Source organism: Sphingopyxis sp. J-6 (assembly GCF_046603995.1).
Lineage (GTDB): Bacteria > Pseudomonadota > Alphaproteobacteria > Sphingomonadales > Sphingomonadaceae > Sphingopyxis.
In genome coordinates, this window is record NZ_CP145810.1 from 292,685 (window position 1) to 308,874 (window position 16,190).

Here is a 16,190-nt window from a genome sequence, read left to right on the forward strand (position 1 = left end):
TAGCTCCTCGTCATTGCGAGCGTAGCGAAGCAATCCAGAGCATGCGTACACCGCTCTGGATTGCTTCGCTACGCTCGCAATGACGAAGTTAAGCTAAGGCCGCGTCGGCGCCCATCAAGTTCGGGAAGAAGCCTTCATGCGCTTCGCGAAGTTCGGCGAGCGTCACCTGATGGTCGCTGCCTTCGAGTTCGAAGACGATGCGGTCCTTGATCGTGCGGCCGACCGGATCGACCGGCACGTCGGCGCGGCCTGCAGCGTCGAGGAAGTCGGCGAGGCAGGTGTCGCAGACGGTGACGAGATAGAGGCCCTGATCCTCGCCGAAGAAGCTTTCGGCCACGCCGAACGGCTGTTCTTCGCTGACCAGCACGCCGATGTTCGACTTCAGGGCCATTTCGGCGAGCGTTACCGCGATACCGCCGTCGGAGACGTCGTGGCAGGCGGTGATCCAGCCGGCGTTGATCGCGCCGCGGATGAAGTCGCCGGTGCGCTTTTCGGCGCGCAGATCGACGGACGGCGGCGGGCCTTCCTCGCGGCCCAAAATTTCGCGCAGCCACACCGACTGGCCGAGGTGGCCGGCGCGTTCGCCGACCGCGAGCACGATGTCGCCGGTGCGCTTGAAGCCGATGCCGACGGCGTGGTTCAGATCCTCGATCACGCCGACGCCGCCGATCGCCGGGGTCGGCAGGATCGCGCTGCCGCCGCCGGTCGCCTTGGATTCATTGTACAGACTGACATTGCCCGAGACGATCGGATAGTCGAGCGCGCGGCACGCCTGTGCCATGCCGTCGAGGGCGCCCACGATCTGCCCCATGATTTCGGGGCGCTGCGGGTTGGCGAAGTTGAGGCAGTTGGTGATCGCGAGCGGGGTGGCACCGACCGCGCTGATGTTGCGCCAGGTTTCGGCGACCGCCTGCTTGCCGCCCTCAACGGGGTCGGCGTAGCAATAGCGTGGGGTGCAGTCGGTCGACATGGCGAGCGCGCGGTTGGTGCCGTGGATGCGGACGAGCGCGGCGTCGCCGCCGGTCTGGACCGTGTCGGCGCCGACCTGGCTGTCATACTGCTCCCAGATCCAGCGGCGGCTGGCGATGTCGGGGGTGCCCATCAGCGTCTTGAGGTCGGCGGCGACGTCCTTGGTTTCGGGGAGGTTGGTCAGCTCGGCCTGCTTCGGGGTCGGGACATGTGGGCGGTCGTAGAGCGGGGCATCGTCGGCGAGCGGGGCGAGCGGGATGTCGCAGACGATCTCGCCATGATGTTCGAGCACCATGCGGCCGGTGTCGGTGACGGTGCCGATGACCGCGAAGTCGAGTTCCCATTTGTGGAAGATCGCTTTCGCAAACTCTTCCTTGCCGGGCTTCAGGACCATCAACATGCGTTCCTGCGATTCCGACAGCATCATTTCATATGCCGTCATGCCGGTTTCGCGCTGCGGCACGTCGTCCATCTTGAGGTGGAGGCCGACGCCGCCCTTCGACGCCATCTCGACCGACGAGCTGGTGAGGCCCGCGGCGCCCATGTCCTGGATCGCGACGATCGCGTCCGACGCCATCAGTTCGAGGCACGCCTCGATCAGCAATTTTTCGGTGAAGGGGTCGCCGACCTGCACCGTCGGGCGCTTTTCCTCGGCATCCTCGCCGAAATCGGCGCTCGCCATGGTCGCGCCGTGGATGCCGTCGCGGCCCGTTTTCGATCCGACATAGACGATCGGATTGCCGACGCCGCTGGCGGCCGAATAGAAGATCTTGTCCTGCTCGGCGACGCCGACGGTCATCGCGTTGACGAGGATATTGCCGTCATAGGCCTTGTGGAAATTGACCTCGCCGCCGACCGTCGGCACGCCGACGCAATTGCCGTAGCCGCCGATGCCGTGGACGACGCCCGAGATGAGATGCTTCATCTTCGGATGGTCGGGGCGGCCGAAGCGCAGCGCGTTGAGGTTCGCGACCGGGCGTGCGCCCATGGTGAAGACGTCGCGTAAAATGCCGCCGACGCCGGTCGCCGCGCCCTGATAGGGCTCGATGTACGACGGGTGGTTGTGGCTCTCCATCTTGAAGATCGCGGCGAGCTTCTTGCCATCCGGGCCTTCGCCGATGTCGATGACGCCGGCATTCTCGCCGGGACCGCAGATCACCCAAGGCGCCTCGGTGGGGAGCTTCTTGAGGTGGAGGCGCGAGCTTTTATAGCTGCAATGTTCGGACCACATGACCGAGAAGATGCCGAGCTCGACGAGGTTCGGCTCGCGCCCGAGCGCGTGCAGGACGCGCTCATATTCTTCCGGAGACAGGCCGTGTTCGGCGACGATCTCGGGGGTGATGACGGAGGCGGGCGCGGTTGCGGTCTGAGTCATGGCGCGCCTTTAGCGACACAGGCGCAAAACGAACAGACCCCATGATGCATTTTGCACCACGGGGCCTGCGACCGGAGCCGATTATCAGCGTGAGGCGACAGTGGTGACGGGTGCGGCCAGCGGTTCGACGTCGCGGAGCGGGAAGCTGACCTGTTGCGACCCGACGGTACCGCGAACGCGATGTTCGCCGACGCGCAGCCTGAAGGGCTTGCCCGTGCGTTCCTCGACACCGCTGATGATGCGATGCTCGCCGACCTTGGTGACGGTATAGCTGTAGGTCACGCCGCGATGTTCGAAGCGGTGCGTTTCTTCGGCATGCGCCGCAACTGGCACCAGCGCAAACAGGCCGAGGGCAGGAAGAATGACATTTTTCATAGCGCAAGTCCTTGTCTGAATGAACAAAACTTGCCTTTACGCCCCTCTCTCTTGTGCAGCGCAACATGACTCGCATGCCGGGCAGCAGCAATTGCAAAAAACCGAATTGCGATTGCGCCGCAGCGCAGACATTCAAGCGGCCGCGAAGCTCGACCGGCGGTTCCAGCCCGCCCAGCAGGCGGCAACGCAGAGCAGCGCATAAGCGCCGAGCATTGTTGCCGGAATGGCAAGCGAATAGCTTGCCTCCTTCGGCCCGAACCAGTCGACCGCCTGTGCAAAGACGAGAAGTGCCGCAAGCACCCACAGCCGCCGATTGCCTGACGGTGCCGCGGTGCGCCGGGCGTAATAAACGAGCGCGCCGCCGATCAGAGCAATTTCCAGCGGCATTGCGATGGCGGGATGATCCCAGAGGCCGAAGCCGAGCTTTGGCGGCGCCCCGGCGAGCGTCAGGTCGGGGATATGGACGGGCAGGTCGACGAACCAGTGCGAAACGACGACCAATGCAGCGCCGATCGCGGCCTCGCGCCGTTTGGTGGCGAACCAGATCAGCGCGCCGAAGATGGCGCCCCACAGCAGCGCGCCGAGCAGGCTGTGCGTGTAGGGCATATGATAGAGGTCCATCGGGTTCATGGCCGCTATACCCGGCACGATCCGCATCTTCTCGATGCCGGGCACGAGCAGCGCGGCAAAGCCGACATCGACGAGCTGAGCGGCGACGAACAGAGTCCCGAGTCCCGCCGCTTTCGGGCGGGCAGCGGCGACCAGCGCCGGAGCGAAATGGCCGATGAACATGCGCGCGATGCTATCGCCGCGGGCCGCGGCGTCAAGCTCGACGCACTTGACCATCGGGGGGCGAAAGGGCCAAAGCAGGCGCCATGACGGACATTCCCGAACCTTCCGCCGAACCGGCTATCGCCTCGCTTTCGTTCGAGGCCGCGATGGGCGAACTGGAGACGATCGTGCGGCGGCTCGAAAGCGGCGACGTCAGTCTCGAGGAATCGGTGACGCTTTACGAGCGCGGCCATGCGCTGCGCGCCCATTGCGAGGCGCGGCTTGCCGCGGCGCAAGCGCGGATCGAACAAGTCAGCCTTGGTGCCGACGGTCAGCCGGCGGGAACCACGCCTTTCGGCGAAAGCTGAGCGGTGGCGAGCGCCGACGGCGATTCGGGCGAGACCCGGTTGCTCCTTGCCACGCAGGCCGAGGTCGTGGCCGGAATCGATCGCCTGTTCGACCAATTGCTGCCCGTGCCTGCCGATCCGCGCGAACGTTTGTATCAGGCGATGCGCCATGCCGCGATTGCGGGCGGCAAGCGGCTCCGCCCGTTACTCGTCCGTGCGGCGGGCGACCTTTTCCATGTCGACCACAGGCTTTCGCTGCGCGTCGGCGCCGCCGTTGAGGCGATGCATGTCTATTCGCTGATCCACGACGATCTGCCGTGCATGGACGATGACGATATGCGCCGCGGCAAGCCGACCGTGCACAAGGCATATGACGAGGCCACCGCAGTGCTCGCGGGCGATTCGCTCCATGCGCTGGCATTCGAATGGCTTTGCGATCCGGCGACCAGCGCCGACCCGTTCATCCGCAGCGAGCTTTGCTGCGAACTGGCGCGCGCTGCCGGGCCGGGGGGCATGGCGGGCGGTCAGATGATGGACCTTGCCGCTGAGACGTCGGACTTCGACCTGCGCACCGTGACGCGGCTCCAGCAGCTCAAGACCGGGGCGCTGATCGCCTTTTCGGTCGAGGCAGGGGCGATCCTGGCGCGCATCCCGCCCGAGGGGCGGACGCCGCTGCGCGGCTATGCGCGCGACATCGGGCTCGCCTTTCAGATCGCCGACGACATCATGGATGTCGAGGGCGACGAGACGCTGGCGGGCAAGGCGCTACACAAGGACGACGCGGCGGGCAAGGCGACCTTTGTCACGCTGATGGGACTGGAGCGTGCGCGCGAACAGGCAACGGCGCTGGTCGAGCAGGCGATCGGGCATCTGTCGGCTTATGGCGAAGAGGCGGCATTGCTGCGCGCGATCGCACGTTATGTGGTGGAAAGGGACCATTGATGCGCATTGGGGTTTATCCCGGAACATTCGATCCGATCACGCTCGGGCATATGGACATCATCCGCCGCGGCGCGAAGCTGGTCGACCGGCTGGTAATCGGCGTCACCACCAACATCACCAAGTCGCCGCTGTTCGACGATGACGAGCGGATCGAGATGGTGCGGAACGAAGTCGCGGACATCGACGGTGATATTCGCGTCGTCGGCTTCAACGCGCTGCTGATGGATTTCGCCGAACGCGAGGGGGCCAGCGTCATCGTCCGCGGGCTGCGCGCCGTCGCCGATTTCGAGTATGAATATCAGATGGCGGGAATGAACCAGCAGCTCAACGACCGCATCGAGACCGTCTTCCTGATGGCCGACGTGGGGCTGCAGCCGATCGCGTCGCGCTTGGTCAAGGAAATCGCGATTTTCGGCGGGGCTATTCACAAATTCGTCACCCCCGCGGTATGCGAAGCGGTGGTAAGCCGGATCGCCGAGCGGGGACTCCGTCAGGGCGAAGGCTGATCCCAATCATTGAGCGTTCAGCTTTTTCCCGCTAGGGCGCGCCTGACGGGGCGCAAACCGCAATTTATGACAAGGGCCGATCCAGCATGAAATTCACCTTCCGCCCCCTGGTTTTGACGGCGATGGCGCTCGGTCTTGCGGCTGCGGCCGTTGCGCAAGAAGCACCGCCCCCCCCGGGGCCGACGCCTGAAGAGATGTCGGCGCCGACCGAAGTTCCGGCCCCGACGCCGCCCGTCGAAACGCCCCCCGCGCCGCCTGCCGAAGCACCTGCTCCGGCCGCCGAGGCGGCGACCGACGCGACGGCCGCAGTCGAGCCGCCGGTGATCCCCGCGATGCAGCCCGAGCAATATATGGGCGTCCCCGAATATATGCTGAACATAGACCTTTCGACCGGCGGCCGGGTGGTCATCCAGCTTTATCCGAACGTCGCGCCGAACCATGTCGAACGGGTCAAGCAGCTCGCGCGCGCCGGTTTCTACGACGGGGTGAAATTCCATCGCGTGATCGACGGCTTCATGGCGCAGACGGGCGATCCGACCGCGACCGGGCAGGGCGGCTCGCAGCTTCCCGACCTCAAGGCCGAATTCAACCCGACCCCGCATCTGCGCGGCACCGTGTCGATGGCGCGCGCCGAGAGCGAGGACAGCGCGAACAGCCAGTTCTTCATCATGCTGCAGCCGCGCTTTGCGCTCGACCGCCGTTACACCGCGTTCGGCCGCGTCGTGTCGGGCATGCAATATGTCGATGCGATCGCGAAGGGCGAGCCGCCCGCGGTGATGTCGCGGATGGTGCAGGTGTCGGTCGCCGCCGACAACAAGCCCGTGCCGCCGCCCTCGATGCTGACCGAAACGCCGCCCGCGCCGGTAGCGCCCGAGGTCAGCGTCGACGAGCTCAACGCGCCGATCAAGCAGTAAGCGCGGGGACGCGCCCCCGCAGCCATGCGCGTCGACGCCTTCGATTTCGAACTGCCTGGCGAGCGTATCGCGCTGCGCCCGGCGCGGCCGCGCGATGCGGCGCGGATGCTGGTCGTCGCCGGTAACGAGATGGCAGACGCCGGCGTCGCGGAGCTGCCGAAATGGCTGCGCCCCGGCGATTGCCTCGTTTTCAACGACACCCGCGTCATTCCGGCGCAGCTCGAGGGCCGCAGAGGAGACGCCAGGATCGGCGCGACGCTGCACAAGCGCATCGACCTTCGCCGCTGGCAGGCGTTCGTGCGCAATGCGAAGCGGCTGCGCGTCGGCGAAACGGTCGATTTCGGCGCGGGGGTCGCGGCCATTGCCGAGGATCGGCTGCCCGACGGCAGCTTCATCCTCGCCTTTGGCGGCGATGAACCGGTCGAGGTGCTGCTCGAACGCGCCGGCACGATGCCGCTGCCCCCCTATATTGCGGGCAAGCGCGCGACCGACGAGGAGGATCGCGCCGATTACCAGACGATGTTCGCGCGCGAGGACGGCGCGGTTGCCGCACCGACAGCGGCGCTGCACTTCACGCCCGGGTTGCTCGACGCGCTGGCGGCGGCGGGCGTCGCCAGCGAAACGCTGACCTTGCATGTCGGTGCCGGTACCTTCTTGCCGGTGAAGGCCGACGATACGGAAGATCATGTCATGCACGCCGAATGGGGGCGGATCGAAGCCGATACGGCAGCGCGGCTCAACGCCGTCCGCGCTGCCGGCGGCCGGGTGATCGCGGTCGGCACGACCAGCCTCCGCCTGCTCGAAAGCGCCGCCACGGCCGACGGAACGATCGAACCTTTCGCCGGCGACACGTCGATCTTCATCACTCCCGGCTATCGCTTCAGGGCTATCGACGGGCTGATGACCAATTTCCACCTGCCGCGCTCGACCTTGTTCATGCTGGTCAGTGCGCTGATGGGATTGGAAACTATGCAATCAGCTTACAGGCATGCAATCGAGGAAAGCTACCGCTTCTACAGCTATGGGGATGCAAGTCTGCTGCTACCAAAATGATGAGGTGAAAGGCGCTTTCGCCTATACCCATCGACTTCCCATCATTCGTGCTCGTGCGTTCAAGCGTTTAATCCGCCACCCTAGTCAAAGGACCCGCGCTACTGGCGTCAAGCCGAGTGAACCGCCGTCCGTTGGCGAGAGGAGAGGGAATAGTGCTTCTAAGTCAGTGGAAATCCTCTGGGGCCTAACCTGAGCAACTTGGATGTTTACTCCCGAACGGGTGGTCCCGAGGGATCTATTCCGCGGCACATCTCCGGGATAAACCAGAATCGCCATGCGGGCTTCGAGTGCTTGGGCGTGAGCTTCGAGTTGATACAAGTCTGAGTGGCTAGGATAGTCCGAAATGTCCTTGTATTTGCAGTCAATTACGGTGATTTCTTCGCCAATAATTACTACGTCCGGATCGACGATGTATCTGTTAGGTATTTTCGAAAGCAAAGGAGTGTTTAACTCTGATCCCTTTTTGACGCGGCGCTTTCCGTGAGTTTCTTCCATCTCTGCGCGCACCGCATTCTCAAAGAGCGATTCCAGATTAAGAAAATAGGAGTGTGGGGTTCTAATGCTCGCATCGTCCGCGGCCCAAGAACCGAGATGCAAAATGAGGGCGCGGGCATAACCTAGCGCAACGTAAAGGTCTGTGCCCTTGCGGACCTCCGAGAAGGCTGCCGCAAAAAGCCGATCCCGAGAGGTGGCATTCTTTCTGTTCACCCCACGCCAGTCTACGTCTTCGAAGAGGCGAGCGTACGAGCGGCATAAACCAAGCAATTCTAAATATTTCGGGTCTGCGGAAAGGAGTGCTTCAGCGAACGCCAGTGAAAGCCCGATAATTTGATTTGATGGCAAATCGGCAGATAGTACCTGTTGGGTGCAAACCAACTTACCCTTGGAGCCGCGGGCAGAGAGCGTTAAGCTCGCTCGCAAGTCTATGCGTCCCACAGGACGGCTATGCTGCTTCGTTTCGCTGACATAGGCTTTTACGCGGCCGTGGCTAATATAGCGGCCAACTGCCCTCGTGAGATGCTTCGCATACTCAGGAAGGAGGAGCTCATCTTGCCCGTGTAGCGATTCTGACAGTATTGAGCGCAGATCGTCTGGCGCTGACAATCGTAGAAGCCCGGCTACCGAGCCTTGAACTTTTTCAATGACATGAACGTGTAAATCATCCCCAGCAGAAAATTGGCCGACGTAGGCATTTGCTCGGAGGCCAAATGACTTCCCCTTGCTTCGAAGGAGGACGAAAATTCCCTCGTCGACCAGTTTCCAGAAATCCGATGAGTTCTCCAAAGCGCGATAGACGTCCTCGCCAATCTCTATTGAGCTTCGCTCTCGCAGAGTGATTTTCACCTAATCTGCAGCCTACGTGTTGACTTCAACGGTAGGAGACGTCTTCCAGAGATATAACTCCTCGATATCTTGCGTGTAAGGGTGCGGAGCAACCTGCGGATTGCGTCTCAATAGATATCTAATTTGGCTCTGCCAAAGATCTACTAAATCTTCTTCGGAAGAAACACCTGAGAAGATGCCGTGACCGAAGGGCATCAAATCGGAAAAGGTCTCAGCATGTCGGGTCCTGCACCCCTCAAACAGCTTCACCAAGCCGTCTACAATGGGCTGGGGGGCTTTTGCTAGCGTCTCCCGAAGTTGATCGATAGACGGTGGACATTCGATAATGCGTAGTCGCCTTATGAGCGCGTCATCAACTTCCAAAGCGCTCCGATCTTGCGGATTCATCGTCGCCAAAAGCGTCAGGTTTCGGGCAACCTTAATCCGCCTACGAGTTAGAGGCGTCTCGAATATACGATCACGGTACTCAAGGTACGTCATCAATTCACCGAGGACTGCCGATATATTTGCTCTGGTAAATTCCTCGATCAGCAAAACATAACGATTGCTTGGATCGCGAGTTGCCTGATCATTCCACTGGAGAAAAACTCCGGGGCGAGGTTCAAAACCGCCGCCAACTGTTGGGTGCAGTCCCTCAATAAAGTCTTCGTATGAAAACGACTGGTGAAATTGAATGCATTTCACAAAGTAGGGGTGTCCTGCATGCGACTGCGCCGCGGCGAGTCCTAGATAGGTCTTCCCCGTCCCGGCCACGCCTGAGAGCGTGATAATTTCCTTCGAGCCATGTCGTTCGCAGGCATGGGAAATTTGCGAAATTTTTGATGCGGTATCCATTTAGATAACTGCCTGGGGTGCGCAAGCGTAATCTGACATCAACTGAGCAGTGTCAGGAGAAGTTCCAGCGATGAGGTCTGGCAAGTCTTGAATCAATGCTTGGTCAATTAAACCCACTGCCCACTCTTCAATGATGCGCCTATCATCCTCCATCTTTACGAAAAGTCTTCCGCCTCCTGCTAGTAGAAATAGCGGGTTAATTGCTTTTCGTTGATCGTTCGGTGTCGTTGTAAACTTTGTTTCCTCGTAAAGACGCGGCCCAATTGCGGTCGGATCATTCATGGCCCTCGCTTTGCGAATCGAAGAAGCAGCCTCCGGTACGGAAGCAACTACGTCCAATCTTGCCATGCCGCGGTTCAATTCCTCATTCGTGAGCACGTTTCCGCACTGGCGCCACAGCGCCCAAATGGCACGATATTCCAGGACAACAGACAATGCTCTAATGACGTATTCGGCAGCCAGCCGCCGATTTCCCTCTACCGCAAATCTGCCTGCTTCTCCGGGTAACAGAAATGAAAAAAGACTGCTGCCGTGTCCTGTCAATCTCAACCGCGGTGGACTGCCTTCTCGCATCGCAAGTCCGCTTAAGGCCATTATTTCAAATGTATTGCGTACCGAACGCGTATCGCTGGCCTCTTTGCCACCGCCAAAGGAGGAAATTTTATCCAACAAGGCTTCTTCATCGTACGGCTCACCATCGCTTTGCGCTAGTGCTGCGATATTGGGAGCTACTTCCGGCCAGAGGATAAGGTTGGCACGAAGGTTTGTCCTCCAAACAAGTTGACGCCCTGACATCAATCTCTCCGCTGGCGGGGCAGTCATTCCCCAGAAATTCTCAGAGGCAGATGACCTCTCCACCCTCATTCAGCTAGCGTCATAATGTCGCAAATTTCAAGAACCCGTTGCGAGCAAACGACGGGGCCTATTTGCGAGGGGTAGCCTTGCCTATGCGTGAATTGCGAATTCGGGATCTCTATGTCCCCGGGCAGGCCCGTCTTTTTCACCTTCTAAAGCTAACGCGATTGATCGGGCGACTGACGCTGCCAAGGGATAGGGAATAGCATTCCCAATCTGCTTAACAATTTCCCGTTTACTACCTACGAATAAGTGCGAGTCAGGAAACGACTGCAGACGCGCGCCCTCACGCAATGTCAAATTTCTTGGTTCATTAGGATGGCCAAACCGTCCCCGCGTGAAGCTGTCAAACATCGCAGTAATAGTGCCAGCTGGCCGTTCCGGATGAAGTCTTCCGTAGACAGAGCGGTGGCCAATTCGAGCGGCACCGTTTTTATGGCAATTTGCACGCAGTTCCACAGGGAGATCTTCAAACCCCCCTCCTGGCGGGACAATTGCGATTCGTTGACGGTTTAATGGACTCAATGGAGTTTCGACATGCAGCGGATCTGGCGGAGAGATGGAGCCGATCTCGCTTGCAGGCGGGAGGTCTTGTAGGGCCTCTTGGACAGTCCTCCAGCGATCAGCTGTCGGTGTAGGGAAGGAGAAATGGTCTACGTTATTGGAGCGCAATCCAACGACGAACACCCGTTGGCGATTCTGAGGCACGCCAAAATCAGCGGCGTCGAGAGTTTTTATTTCGACACAATACCCCGAGCTTTCCATCAGCGTAACAAATCGAGCTAAGACTGCACGGCCACGAGCGCCAAGCAGTCCCCGGACGTTTTCCATCATGAATGCCCGAGCGTTAGTGCCAATAACCACTCGTCCAAAGGCTAGGATAAGATCATTCCGGCTGTCTTCATCTTCGCCGATTCGTTGAACGCTAAAACCCTGACAAGGTGGACCGCCGGCGACAAGGTCAATATGGTTGGGAAGACCAAGTTCCGATATCCGATCGGACGTAAGATTGCTGACGTCCTCTAAAAAGCAAGGGTGCTCTCGGAAATTAAGGCGATAGCTTGCTACGGCGGGACGCCAGCTGTCGAACGCGCCAACAACTTTGAAGCCGGCCGATTGGAGACCTAGAGTTAAGCCTCCCGCTCCGCTGAACAAATCGAGGGCCGTCAACGTCATCTCGCCACCTGCGGATCGTATGCATTGCGTCCGTCCTGCTTTAGAGAAGAAATTCTCCTCGCAAAGCTTGAGCCTAGAGATTCTTTGATATCCACCTCATCATCGTGGTTATCCACTGGATTGCCAAGTAGCTCCCCTAAAAGGTGAGTCGCCAAAAAAGACGCGAAGGTAGGAGGGACAGCGTTGCCAACCTGAAGAAATGCTGGGCCAAGTCCTCCGGAAAAAGCCCAGTCATTGGGGAAGCCTTGTAGCAATGCGGCCTCCCTAAGAGAAAGGCCGCGATGCTGCTCTGGGTGTACGTAGCGTCCGCTAGCCGGGTTCCTGGCATGGCCCGTGATCGTAATCGAGGGCTTGTCCCACCAGAGACGGCCGTAAACATCCTTAAAGGCGAGTCCACCGGTCCGCTGGGCGAAGCGTCGGAGGCTCTCAGGTCCAACGTCGAAGGGTCGCCGACCACCATCTTGGGAGACAGACTTTATGGTTTCTATCGTTGAAATGCGATGCGTCGCTGTGAAATGCATTGGATCACTGGAGCACACTTCGCCCGGTTTGATCGCTGGCAAGCGGCCGATTGCGTCACGTACCGTGCGCCTAGTGCGTTCGTCGAGAAAGCCTCTAGGCATGGAGAACGGGCGGCGCATACCTACCATCACCGCACGAAAGCGATTTTGAGGAACGCCAAAATCAGCCATGTTGTGAGCAGTCAGCACCGTTTTATAGCCTGCGCGCTCAAGTATCTTCCGAGCTTCTGCAACGACCGGCCAATATCGATCCGTCGTGACCTCCGGAACATTTTCTATCACAACTGCGTCGGGCTGGATGGCCGCCGCCGCCTTCGCGAAGGTGAGGAACAAATTGTTGCGGCGATCGCTCTCGCCTGCCGCGTTCCTATGGGAAGAGAAGCCTTGGCAAGGCGCACAACCAATCAATATAAGCGGCGCCGTTGAACTGCGGCGTGTGCTAGCGACAATGTCAACCAAATCATCCTGACGGCTCGCATAATTGTGGAGGTCAAGTTTGGTTGATTTCACCCCCAAATTTTGTTCGTACGTCATCATCGCTAAGTCATCGATGTCGACCGCCATCGCCAGCCGGTAGGCGGGCAGCAAAGAGTTCACTGCCACGAAGCCCGCCGACATGCCACCGCATCCCGAAAACATATCAACCACGTCGATAGGGCCTGTTGGCGCCGTTCGCGCACGTGGCCACGCGCGGTCCAAATTCGACGCCAATTTTATCCCCGCATCGCGGACCTTCTGCCGGCATGCTGAAAATTCGGCCAACTCTTCAAAGCCGGGCTGGCTGCGATAGTCGGTCATTGGATCATTTCCTCCCTTGCGGGGCAAAAGCGCAGCTAAGCAACTGAGTTGTCCTGTCCCGAGGGAGTTCGAAATGGCTCGCGCCACCTGAGCACGCCTTCACCGGTGGGTGCCAAGAGGCTCGGGCGCGCGGAGCTCGGGTTGGTAGGCGAAACATTCGCGATCCAAATGCTCGCGAATAAGTCGGGCAGCCAAAGTGCTTTTTTTAAAGCCCTGCGAGGCGCAATATGCTGAAAAACGCTCGCTTTCGGTCTCAGTTAGAAGCACTTGGAATCGTGACATTTTCAACCATTCTCCGCCAATCCGGCCGGCTTAAGCTAAAGGCGGGTGACATGCAAGAGTGTGTAGTTGTGAGCATACTTGCGCCTATCATCTGAGTTTTGGCGGTCTTTCATTCGGCCGTGCGGTGTCTGCAGTTCGTGAGTCTCTTTCCGGGCTAGCGGATCCTTTGCTTGCTGAGGGAATCCGCTAAAGAGTTGCGATGCAATTTTCGGACGATCAGATTATCGAAGGAGCAGCACTGATGTTGCTGGATCGATTTGGGGATCGAGCATACGATGTTGCTGTAGGCAGGGGGACACAATGTCGGACCAGCACGATGCCTTGGCCGCGGCGATCTGGAAATTGATCGCTAATCGGTTATTCGAACTCAGACGATCTTCCTTGCGCCATTAATTTCTTGTTTCTATCGTATTTAACCATGGGTGAAATATGCTGACAACGCCACCGCTCGATGCCCTTACGGATATTTTTACGTTTGAGGCGGTTAAGGGCTTTGGCCCGCAGAAATTCAAAGAGCTGTTTGTTGATAATGTAAGCTTAGCTGACTTGTTATCACAGCCTCGCGAGATGCAGCGTTTTGGCAAGCGTGGTAAAGACTTCCAAAAGCAGCTTGACGAATTAGGTAGCGTAGGTCGCGACAAGGCGCGTGAAAGAGCCCGGAAACAAATTGAATATGCTAGGGAAAACGGCGCTTGCATATTGACCTATCAGGATCGGTCATATCCAAAAACTCTGTTTGATAGTAATATTCCAGTTCCAGTGCTGTACGTCCGAGGAGACGTTCGCTCATTAGAGGGAAAGAGTACAGTTGCGGGAGTGGGATCTCGAAACATCCGACAGCCCTATGCAAGTGCTCATGACAAATTTTGTAGACTCGCGATCAGTCGTGGCTTTACGATCGTATCTGGATTTGCGACGGGTGCCGATATAATTGGTCATCTTGCGGCAGAAGGAGATGGCGGCCATACTATTTGCGTCATGCCTTCGGGGCTGGATCGTCCCTTTCCTCCAGAGCACAAAGACATTTGGCGACGTTTTCTTGAAGGCACTGGGGCTGTTTTCGTTTCTGAGTTCGGATTTGGCGTAGGCGCGAACGCCTTAAACCTCCGAAAACGCAACAAAATGATAGCCGGTTGTGCGCAGGGAGTGCTCGTTAGCCAATCAGCGGATGATGGGGGTGCAATGAATGCCTATCGCTTCGCCATGGAGCAAAAAAAGCCGGTCGCTACTTTTCAAGAAGATGGCACGCCCGATACTTCTGGAAATGATTTAATTGGAGATAGCGCAGCCAAGGTAAATTCTACCGTGTTGCCGATCGAAAAAGGCCGGGAATGGGACGCGTGGCTGCAGAAGCTCTAATTTTTGATCTGGACGGGACGATATGGGACAGCGCGAGCTGGTTCGCCCGCGGCTTGGAGGAAACCGTCGCAGCATCTCCTCAAGATGTCCGTGATCGGTTAGTCGGCTCGGGCAACATCATCGCAGAGATCAATCGGGCCGGCATTTCGAGATCGAAATTGCTCAATTCGGCGTTCGCCGTTGCTGGGCCGCCGCCACTTTTCGATGGGATCGGCGAAGCGCTGGACGAATTGAAAGTTAGACGCGTTCCTTTGGCGGTCGCGACGAATCTTCCCGGAACTCTCGTTACGCCGATGTTGGAAATGACAGGCTTGAACGCACACTTCTCTTCAGTCGTTCATGCGGGAGTATGTCGAACTCCAAAGCCGCACCCGCGTTCAATCCTTCTGACATTAGGAGAGTTGGGAATTAGTCCGAGCCTGGACGTGGTCTATATCGGCGATCGAAATTCCGATGCAGAAGCTGCTGCTAGAGCCGGTGTCAGCATGGCTTGGGTGACTCACGGGTATGAACCAGTTTCAGTTCGAGCAGGTGTTCGCGCCATTTCTGCACAGGAGATTTCTGACCTGTGAGGTATCTCTATATGTCAAACGGCGTTCAAAAGGGACCCCCGATCGGCGTCGAAGAGGGACCCCCTTTTCGGATAATATGATGCTGGTTTGTTGAAGATGGCCTTGCGCTGCGTGCGGCGGAGGGCGGGCGTAGCCCGACCGGAGGCGCGCGCAGCGCAAGATAGATTTTTGAAGGCGCCGAAGGTGGCTGTCAGCTGCGGTTTTTGAAGCGCCAGCTGTCGTTGCCCGTCTCGACGATATCGCAGTGGTGGGTGACGCGGTCGAGCAGCGCCGTGGTCATCTTGGGATCGCCGAACACGGTCGGCCATTCGCCGAAGGCGAGGTTCGTGGTGATGATGACGCTGGTCCGCTCATAAAGCTTGCTGATGAGGTGGAACAGCAACTGCCCTCCCGAGCAGGCGAACGGCAGATAACCGAGCTCGTCGAGCACGATCAGGTCGAGCCGCGACAGCTGCGCCGCCAGGGTCCCGCCTTTGCCGATCCGGGTCTCCTCTTCGAGGCGTGTCACCATAGCGAGCAGCGGAAAGAGATTCGTGGTCTTAGCGAAGAGCAGATCGAACATATGGAACGGGAGTCGTCGAACGTCGATCGCGAGTTTCGGATGATCGAGCAGTCTTACGGGACCGACCATCTCGACCTTGTTCTGGCCATGGGATACGTCAGCCGCCTCATCGATAACGTCAGGGTGGTTCACCATTTGGCGCGGAACCACCCCGAAATATTGGCGGAATTCCAACGTATCGTCCAGTTGCGCGATGCTGCCTGATGACCGTTTCGAGTGGGAAAAGGGTGGGGCGCTTTTCAATCCGCCCATCCGACCAAAATCTTTTCACCTTATAATCCGGTGAAACCCGATTTCCGCTGCGCGTGGGAATTTGGTGGGGAACGGCTTTGCGAATGCAATCCGCCTTAGTCTAACCAATGGAAATAATAGGAAAATGTCTTCCCGATTCTAAATTTGTTCATGCTGGTCAGTGCGTTGATGGGGCTGGAAACGATGCAGGCGGCCTATGCGCATGCCATTGCCGGAGGCTATCGCTTTTACAGCTATGGCGACGCCAGCCTGTTGTTGCCCGAGCGTTCTGCCTGAGCGTAGCGCGTGCTTGCGCGGTCATGTGACGAAATAGGAACATAAAGAGAACATTTTCTCTTTCCTACATTATTCCAGCACCATAGCTTTTCCCCATTCCGACGCGA

16 protein-coding genes and 2 pseudogenes are annotated in these 16,190 nt (G+C 58.8%); 9 read left to right on the forward strand and 9 right to left on the reverse strand.

Features of this window, described 5'->3' with window-relative positions:
- Positions 1-88 precede the first annotated feature (88 nt).
- The 3 genes from purL to V6U71_RS01580 form a co-directional block, all read right to left on the reverse strand.
- The gene (purL, locus tag V6U71_RS01570) at positions 89-2,344 is read right to left on the reverse strand and encodes a phosphoribosylformylglycinamidine synthase subunit PurL (protein ID WP_411340682.1); all 2,256 of its coding nucleotides are present in this window, start codon (positions 2,342-2,344) and stop codon (positions 89-91) included.
- 84 nt (positions 2,345-2,428) lie between these two features.
- Positions 2,429-2,719, reverse strand: coding sequence for a hypothetical protein (locus V6U71_RS01575; RefSeq protein WP_054724322.1), 291 nt, complete (start codon positions 2,717-2,719; stop codon positions 2,429-2,431).
- Between the two features lie 132 nt (positions 2,720-2,851).
- On the reverse strand, positions 2,852-3,511 hold the full coding sequence (locus V6U71_RS01580; RefSeq protein ID WP_411340683.1) for a hypothetical protein: 660 nt from the start codon (positions 3,509-3,511) through the stop codon (positions 2,852-2,854).
- Positions 3,512-3,594: 83 nt separating this feature from the next.
- Here V6U71_RS01580 and V6U71_RS01585 point away from each other — a divergent pair, with 83 nt between their 5' ends.
- The 5 genes from V6U71_RS01585 (at position 3,595) to queA (ending at position 7,252) form a co-directional block, all read left to right on the forward strand.
- Complete coding sequence (locus V6U71_RS01585) at positions 3,595-3,858, forward strand: exodeoxyribonuclease VII small subunit (RefSeq protein WP_411340684.1); 264 nt, start codon at positions 3,595-3,597, stop codon at positions 3,856-3,858.
- 3 nt (positions 3,859-3,861) lie between these two features.
- Positions 3,862-4,779, forward strand: coding sequence for a polyprenyl synthetase family protein (locus tag V6U71_RS01590; RefSeq protein WP_411340685.1), 918 nt, complete (start codon positions 3,862-3,864; stop codon positions 4,777-4,779).
- Complete coding sequence (gene coaD, locus V6U71_RS01595) at positions 4,779-5,285, forward strand: pantetheine-phosphate adenylyltransferase (protein ID WP_054724330.1); 507 nt, start codon at positions 4,779-4,781, stop codon at positions 5,283-5,285. The genes V6U71_RS01590 and coaD overlap by 1 nt, the downstream gene beginning before the upstream one ends.
- A gap of 86 nt (positions 5,286-5,371) precedes the next feature.
- Entirely contained in the window at positions 5,372-6,199 is an 828-nt protein-coding gene (locus tag V6U71_RS01600; protein WP_411340686.1) for a peptidylprolyl isomerase, read from the forward strand.
- A 24-nt stretch (positions 6,200-6,223) separates the two neighbouring features.
- Entirely contained in the window at positions 6,224-7,252 is a 1,029-nt protein-coding gene (gene queA / locus V6U71_RS01605; protein WP_411340687.1) for a tRNA preQ1(34) S-adenosylmethionine ribosyltransferase-isomerase QueA, read from the forward strand.
- Positions 7,253-7,336: 84 nt separating this feature from the next.
- Here queA and V6U71_RS01610 read toward each other — a convergent pair whose 3' ends face one another.
- From V6U71_RS01610 to V6U71_RS01630, 5 genes are all read right to left on the reverse strand, one after another.
- On the reverse strand, positions 7,337-8,596 hold the full coding sequence (locus V6U71_RS01610) for a 5-methylcytosine restriction system specificity protein McrC (RefSeq protein ID WP_411340688.1): 1,260 nt from the start codon (positions 8,594-8,596) through the stop codon (positions 7,337-7,339).
- 12 nt (positions 8,597-8,608) lie between these two features.
- Positions 8,609-9,430, reverse strand: coding sequence for an McrB family protein (locus tag V6U71_RS01615; protein WP_411340689.1), 822 nt, complete (start codon positions 9,428-9,430; stop codon positions 8,609-8,611).
- On the reverse strand, positions 9,431-10,225 hold the full coding sequence (locus V6U71_RS01620; RefSeq protein WP_411340690.1) for a hypothetical protein: 795 nt from the start codon (positions 10,223-10,225) through the stop codon (positions 9,431-9,433). It abuts the gene before it with no gap.
- Between the two features lie 150 nt (positions 10,226-10,375).
- Entirely contained in the window at positions 10,376-11,461 is a 1,086-nt protein-coding gene (locus tag V6U71_RS01625) for a DNA cytosine methyltransferase (protein ID WP_411340691.1), read from the reverse strand.
- On the reverse strand, positions 11,458-12,780 hold the full coding sequence (locus V6U71_RS01630) for a DNA cytosine methyltransferase (RefSeq protein ID WP_411340692.1): 1,323 nt from the start codon (positions 12,778-12,780) through the stop codon (positions 11,458-11,460). The genes V6U71_RS01625 and V6U71_RS01630 overlap by 4 nt, the downstream gene beginning before the upstream one ends.
- A gap of 711 nt (positions 12,781-13,491) precedes the next feature.
- On the opposite strand from V6U71_RS01630, the gene V6U71_RS01635 reads away from it, so the two are divergent.
- Together V6U71_RS01635 and V6U71_RS01640 are read left to right on the forward strand one after the other, a co-directional pair.
- Positions 13,492-14,421 (forward strand): DNA-processing protein DprA, encoded by a 930-nt coding sequence (locus tag V6U71_RS01635; protein WP_411340693.1) that lies wholly within the window; start codon positions 13,492-13,494, stop codon positions 14,419-14,421.
- Positions 14,403-14,993 carry an HAD family hydrolase gene (locus tag V6U71_RS01640; RefSeq protein WP_411340694.1) on the forward strand — a complete coding sequence of 197 codons (591 nt, stop codon included), beginning with the start codon at positions 14,403-14,405 and terminating at the stop codon, positions 14,991-14,993. Before V6U71_RS01635 ends, V6U71_RS01640 begins: the two co-directional genes overlap by 19 nt.
- 190 nt (positions 14,994-15,183) lie before the next feature.
- Here the strand turns inward: V6U71_RS01640 and V6U71_RS01645 are convergent.
- Positions 15,184-15,501 (reverse strand): annotated as a pseudogene (locus V6U71_RS01645) (ATP-binding protein); the annotation flags it as partial.
- Positions 15,502-15,555: 54 nt separating this feature from the next.
- Here V6U71_RS01645 and V6U71_RS01650 point away from each other — a divergent pair.
- Together V6U71_RS01650 and V6U71_RS01655 are read left to right on the forward strand one after the other, a co-directional pair.
- Positions 15,556-15,759: a plasmid partitioning protein RepB C-terminal domain-containing protein gene (locus V6U71_RS01650; RefSeq protein ID WP_411340695.1), complete on the forward strand. Its 204-nt coding sequence runs from the start codon at positions 15,556-15,558 to the stop codon at positions 15,757-15,759.
- A 180-nt stretch (positions 15,760-15,939) separates the two neighbouring features.
- A pseudogene (locus V6U71_RS01655) lies at positions 15,940-16,083 on the forward strand (S-adenosylmethionine:tRNA ribosyltransferase-isomerase); the annotation flags it as partial.
- Between the last annotated feature and the right edge of the window lie 107 nt (positions 16,084-16,190).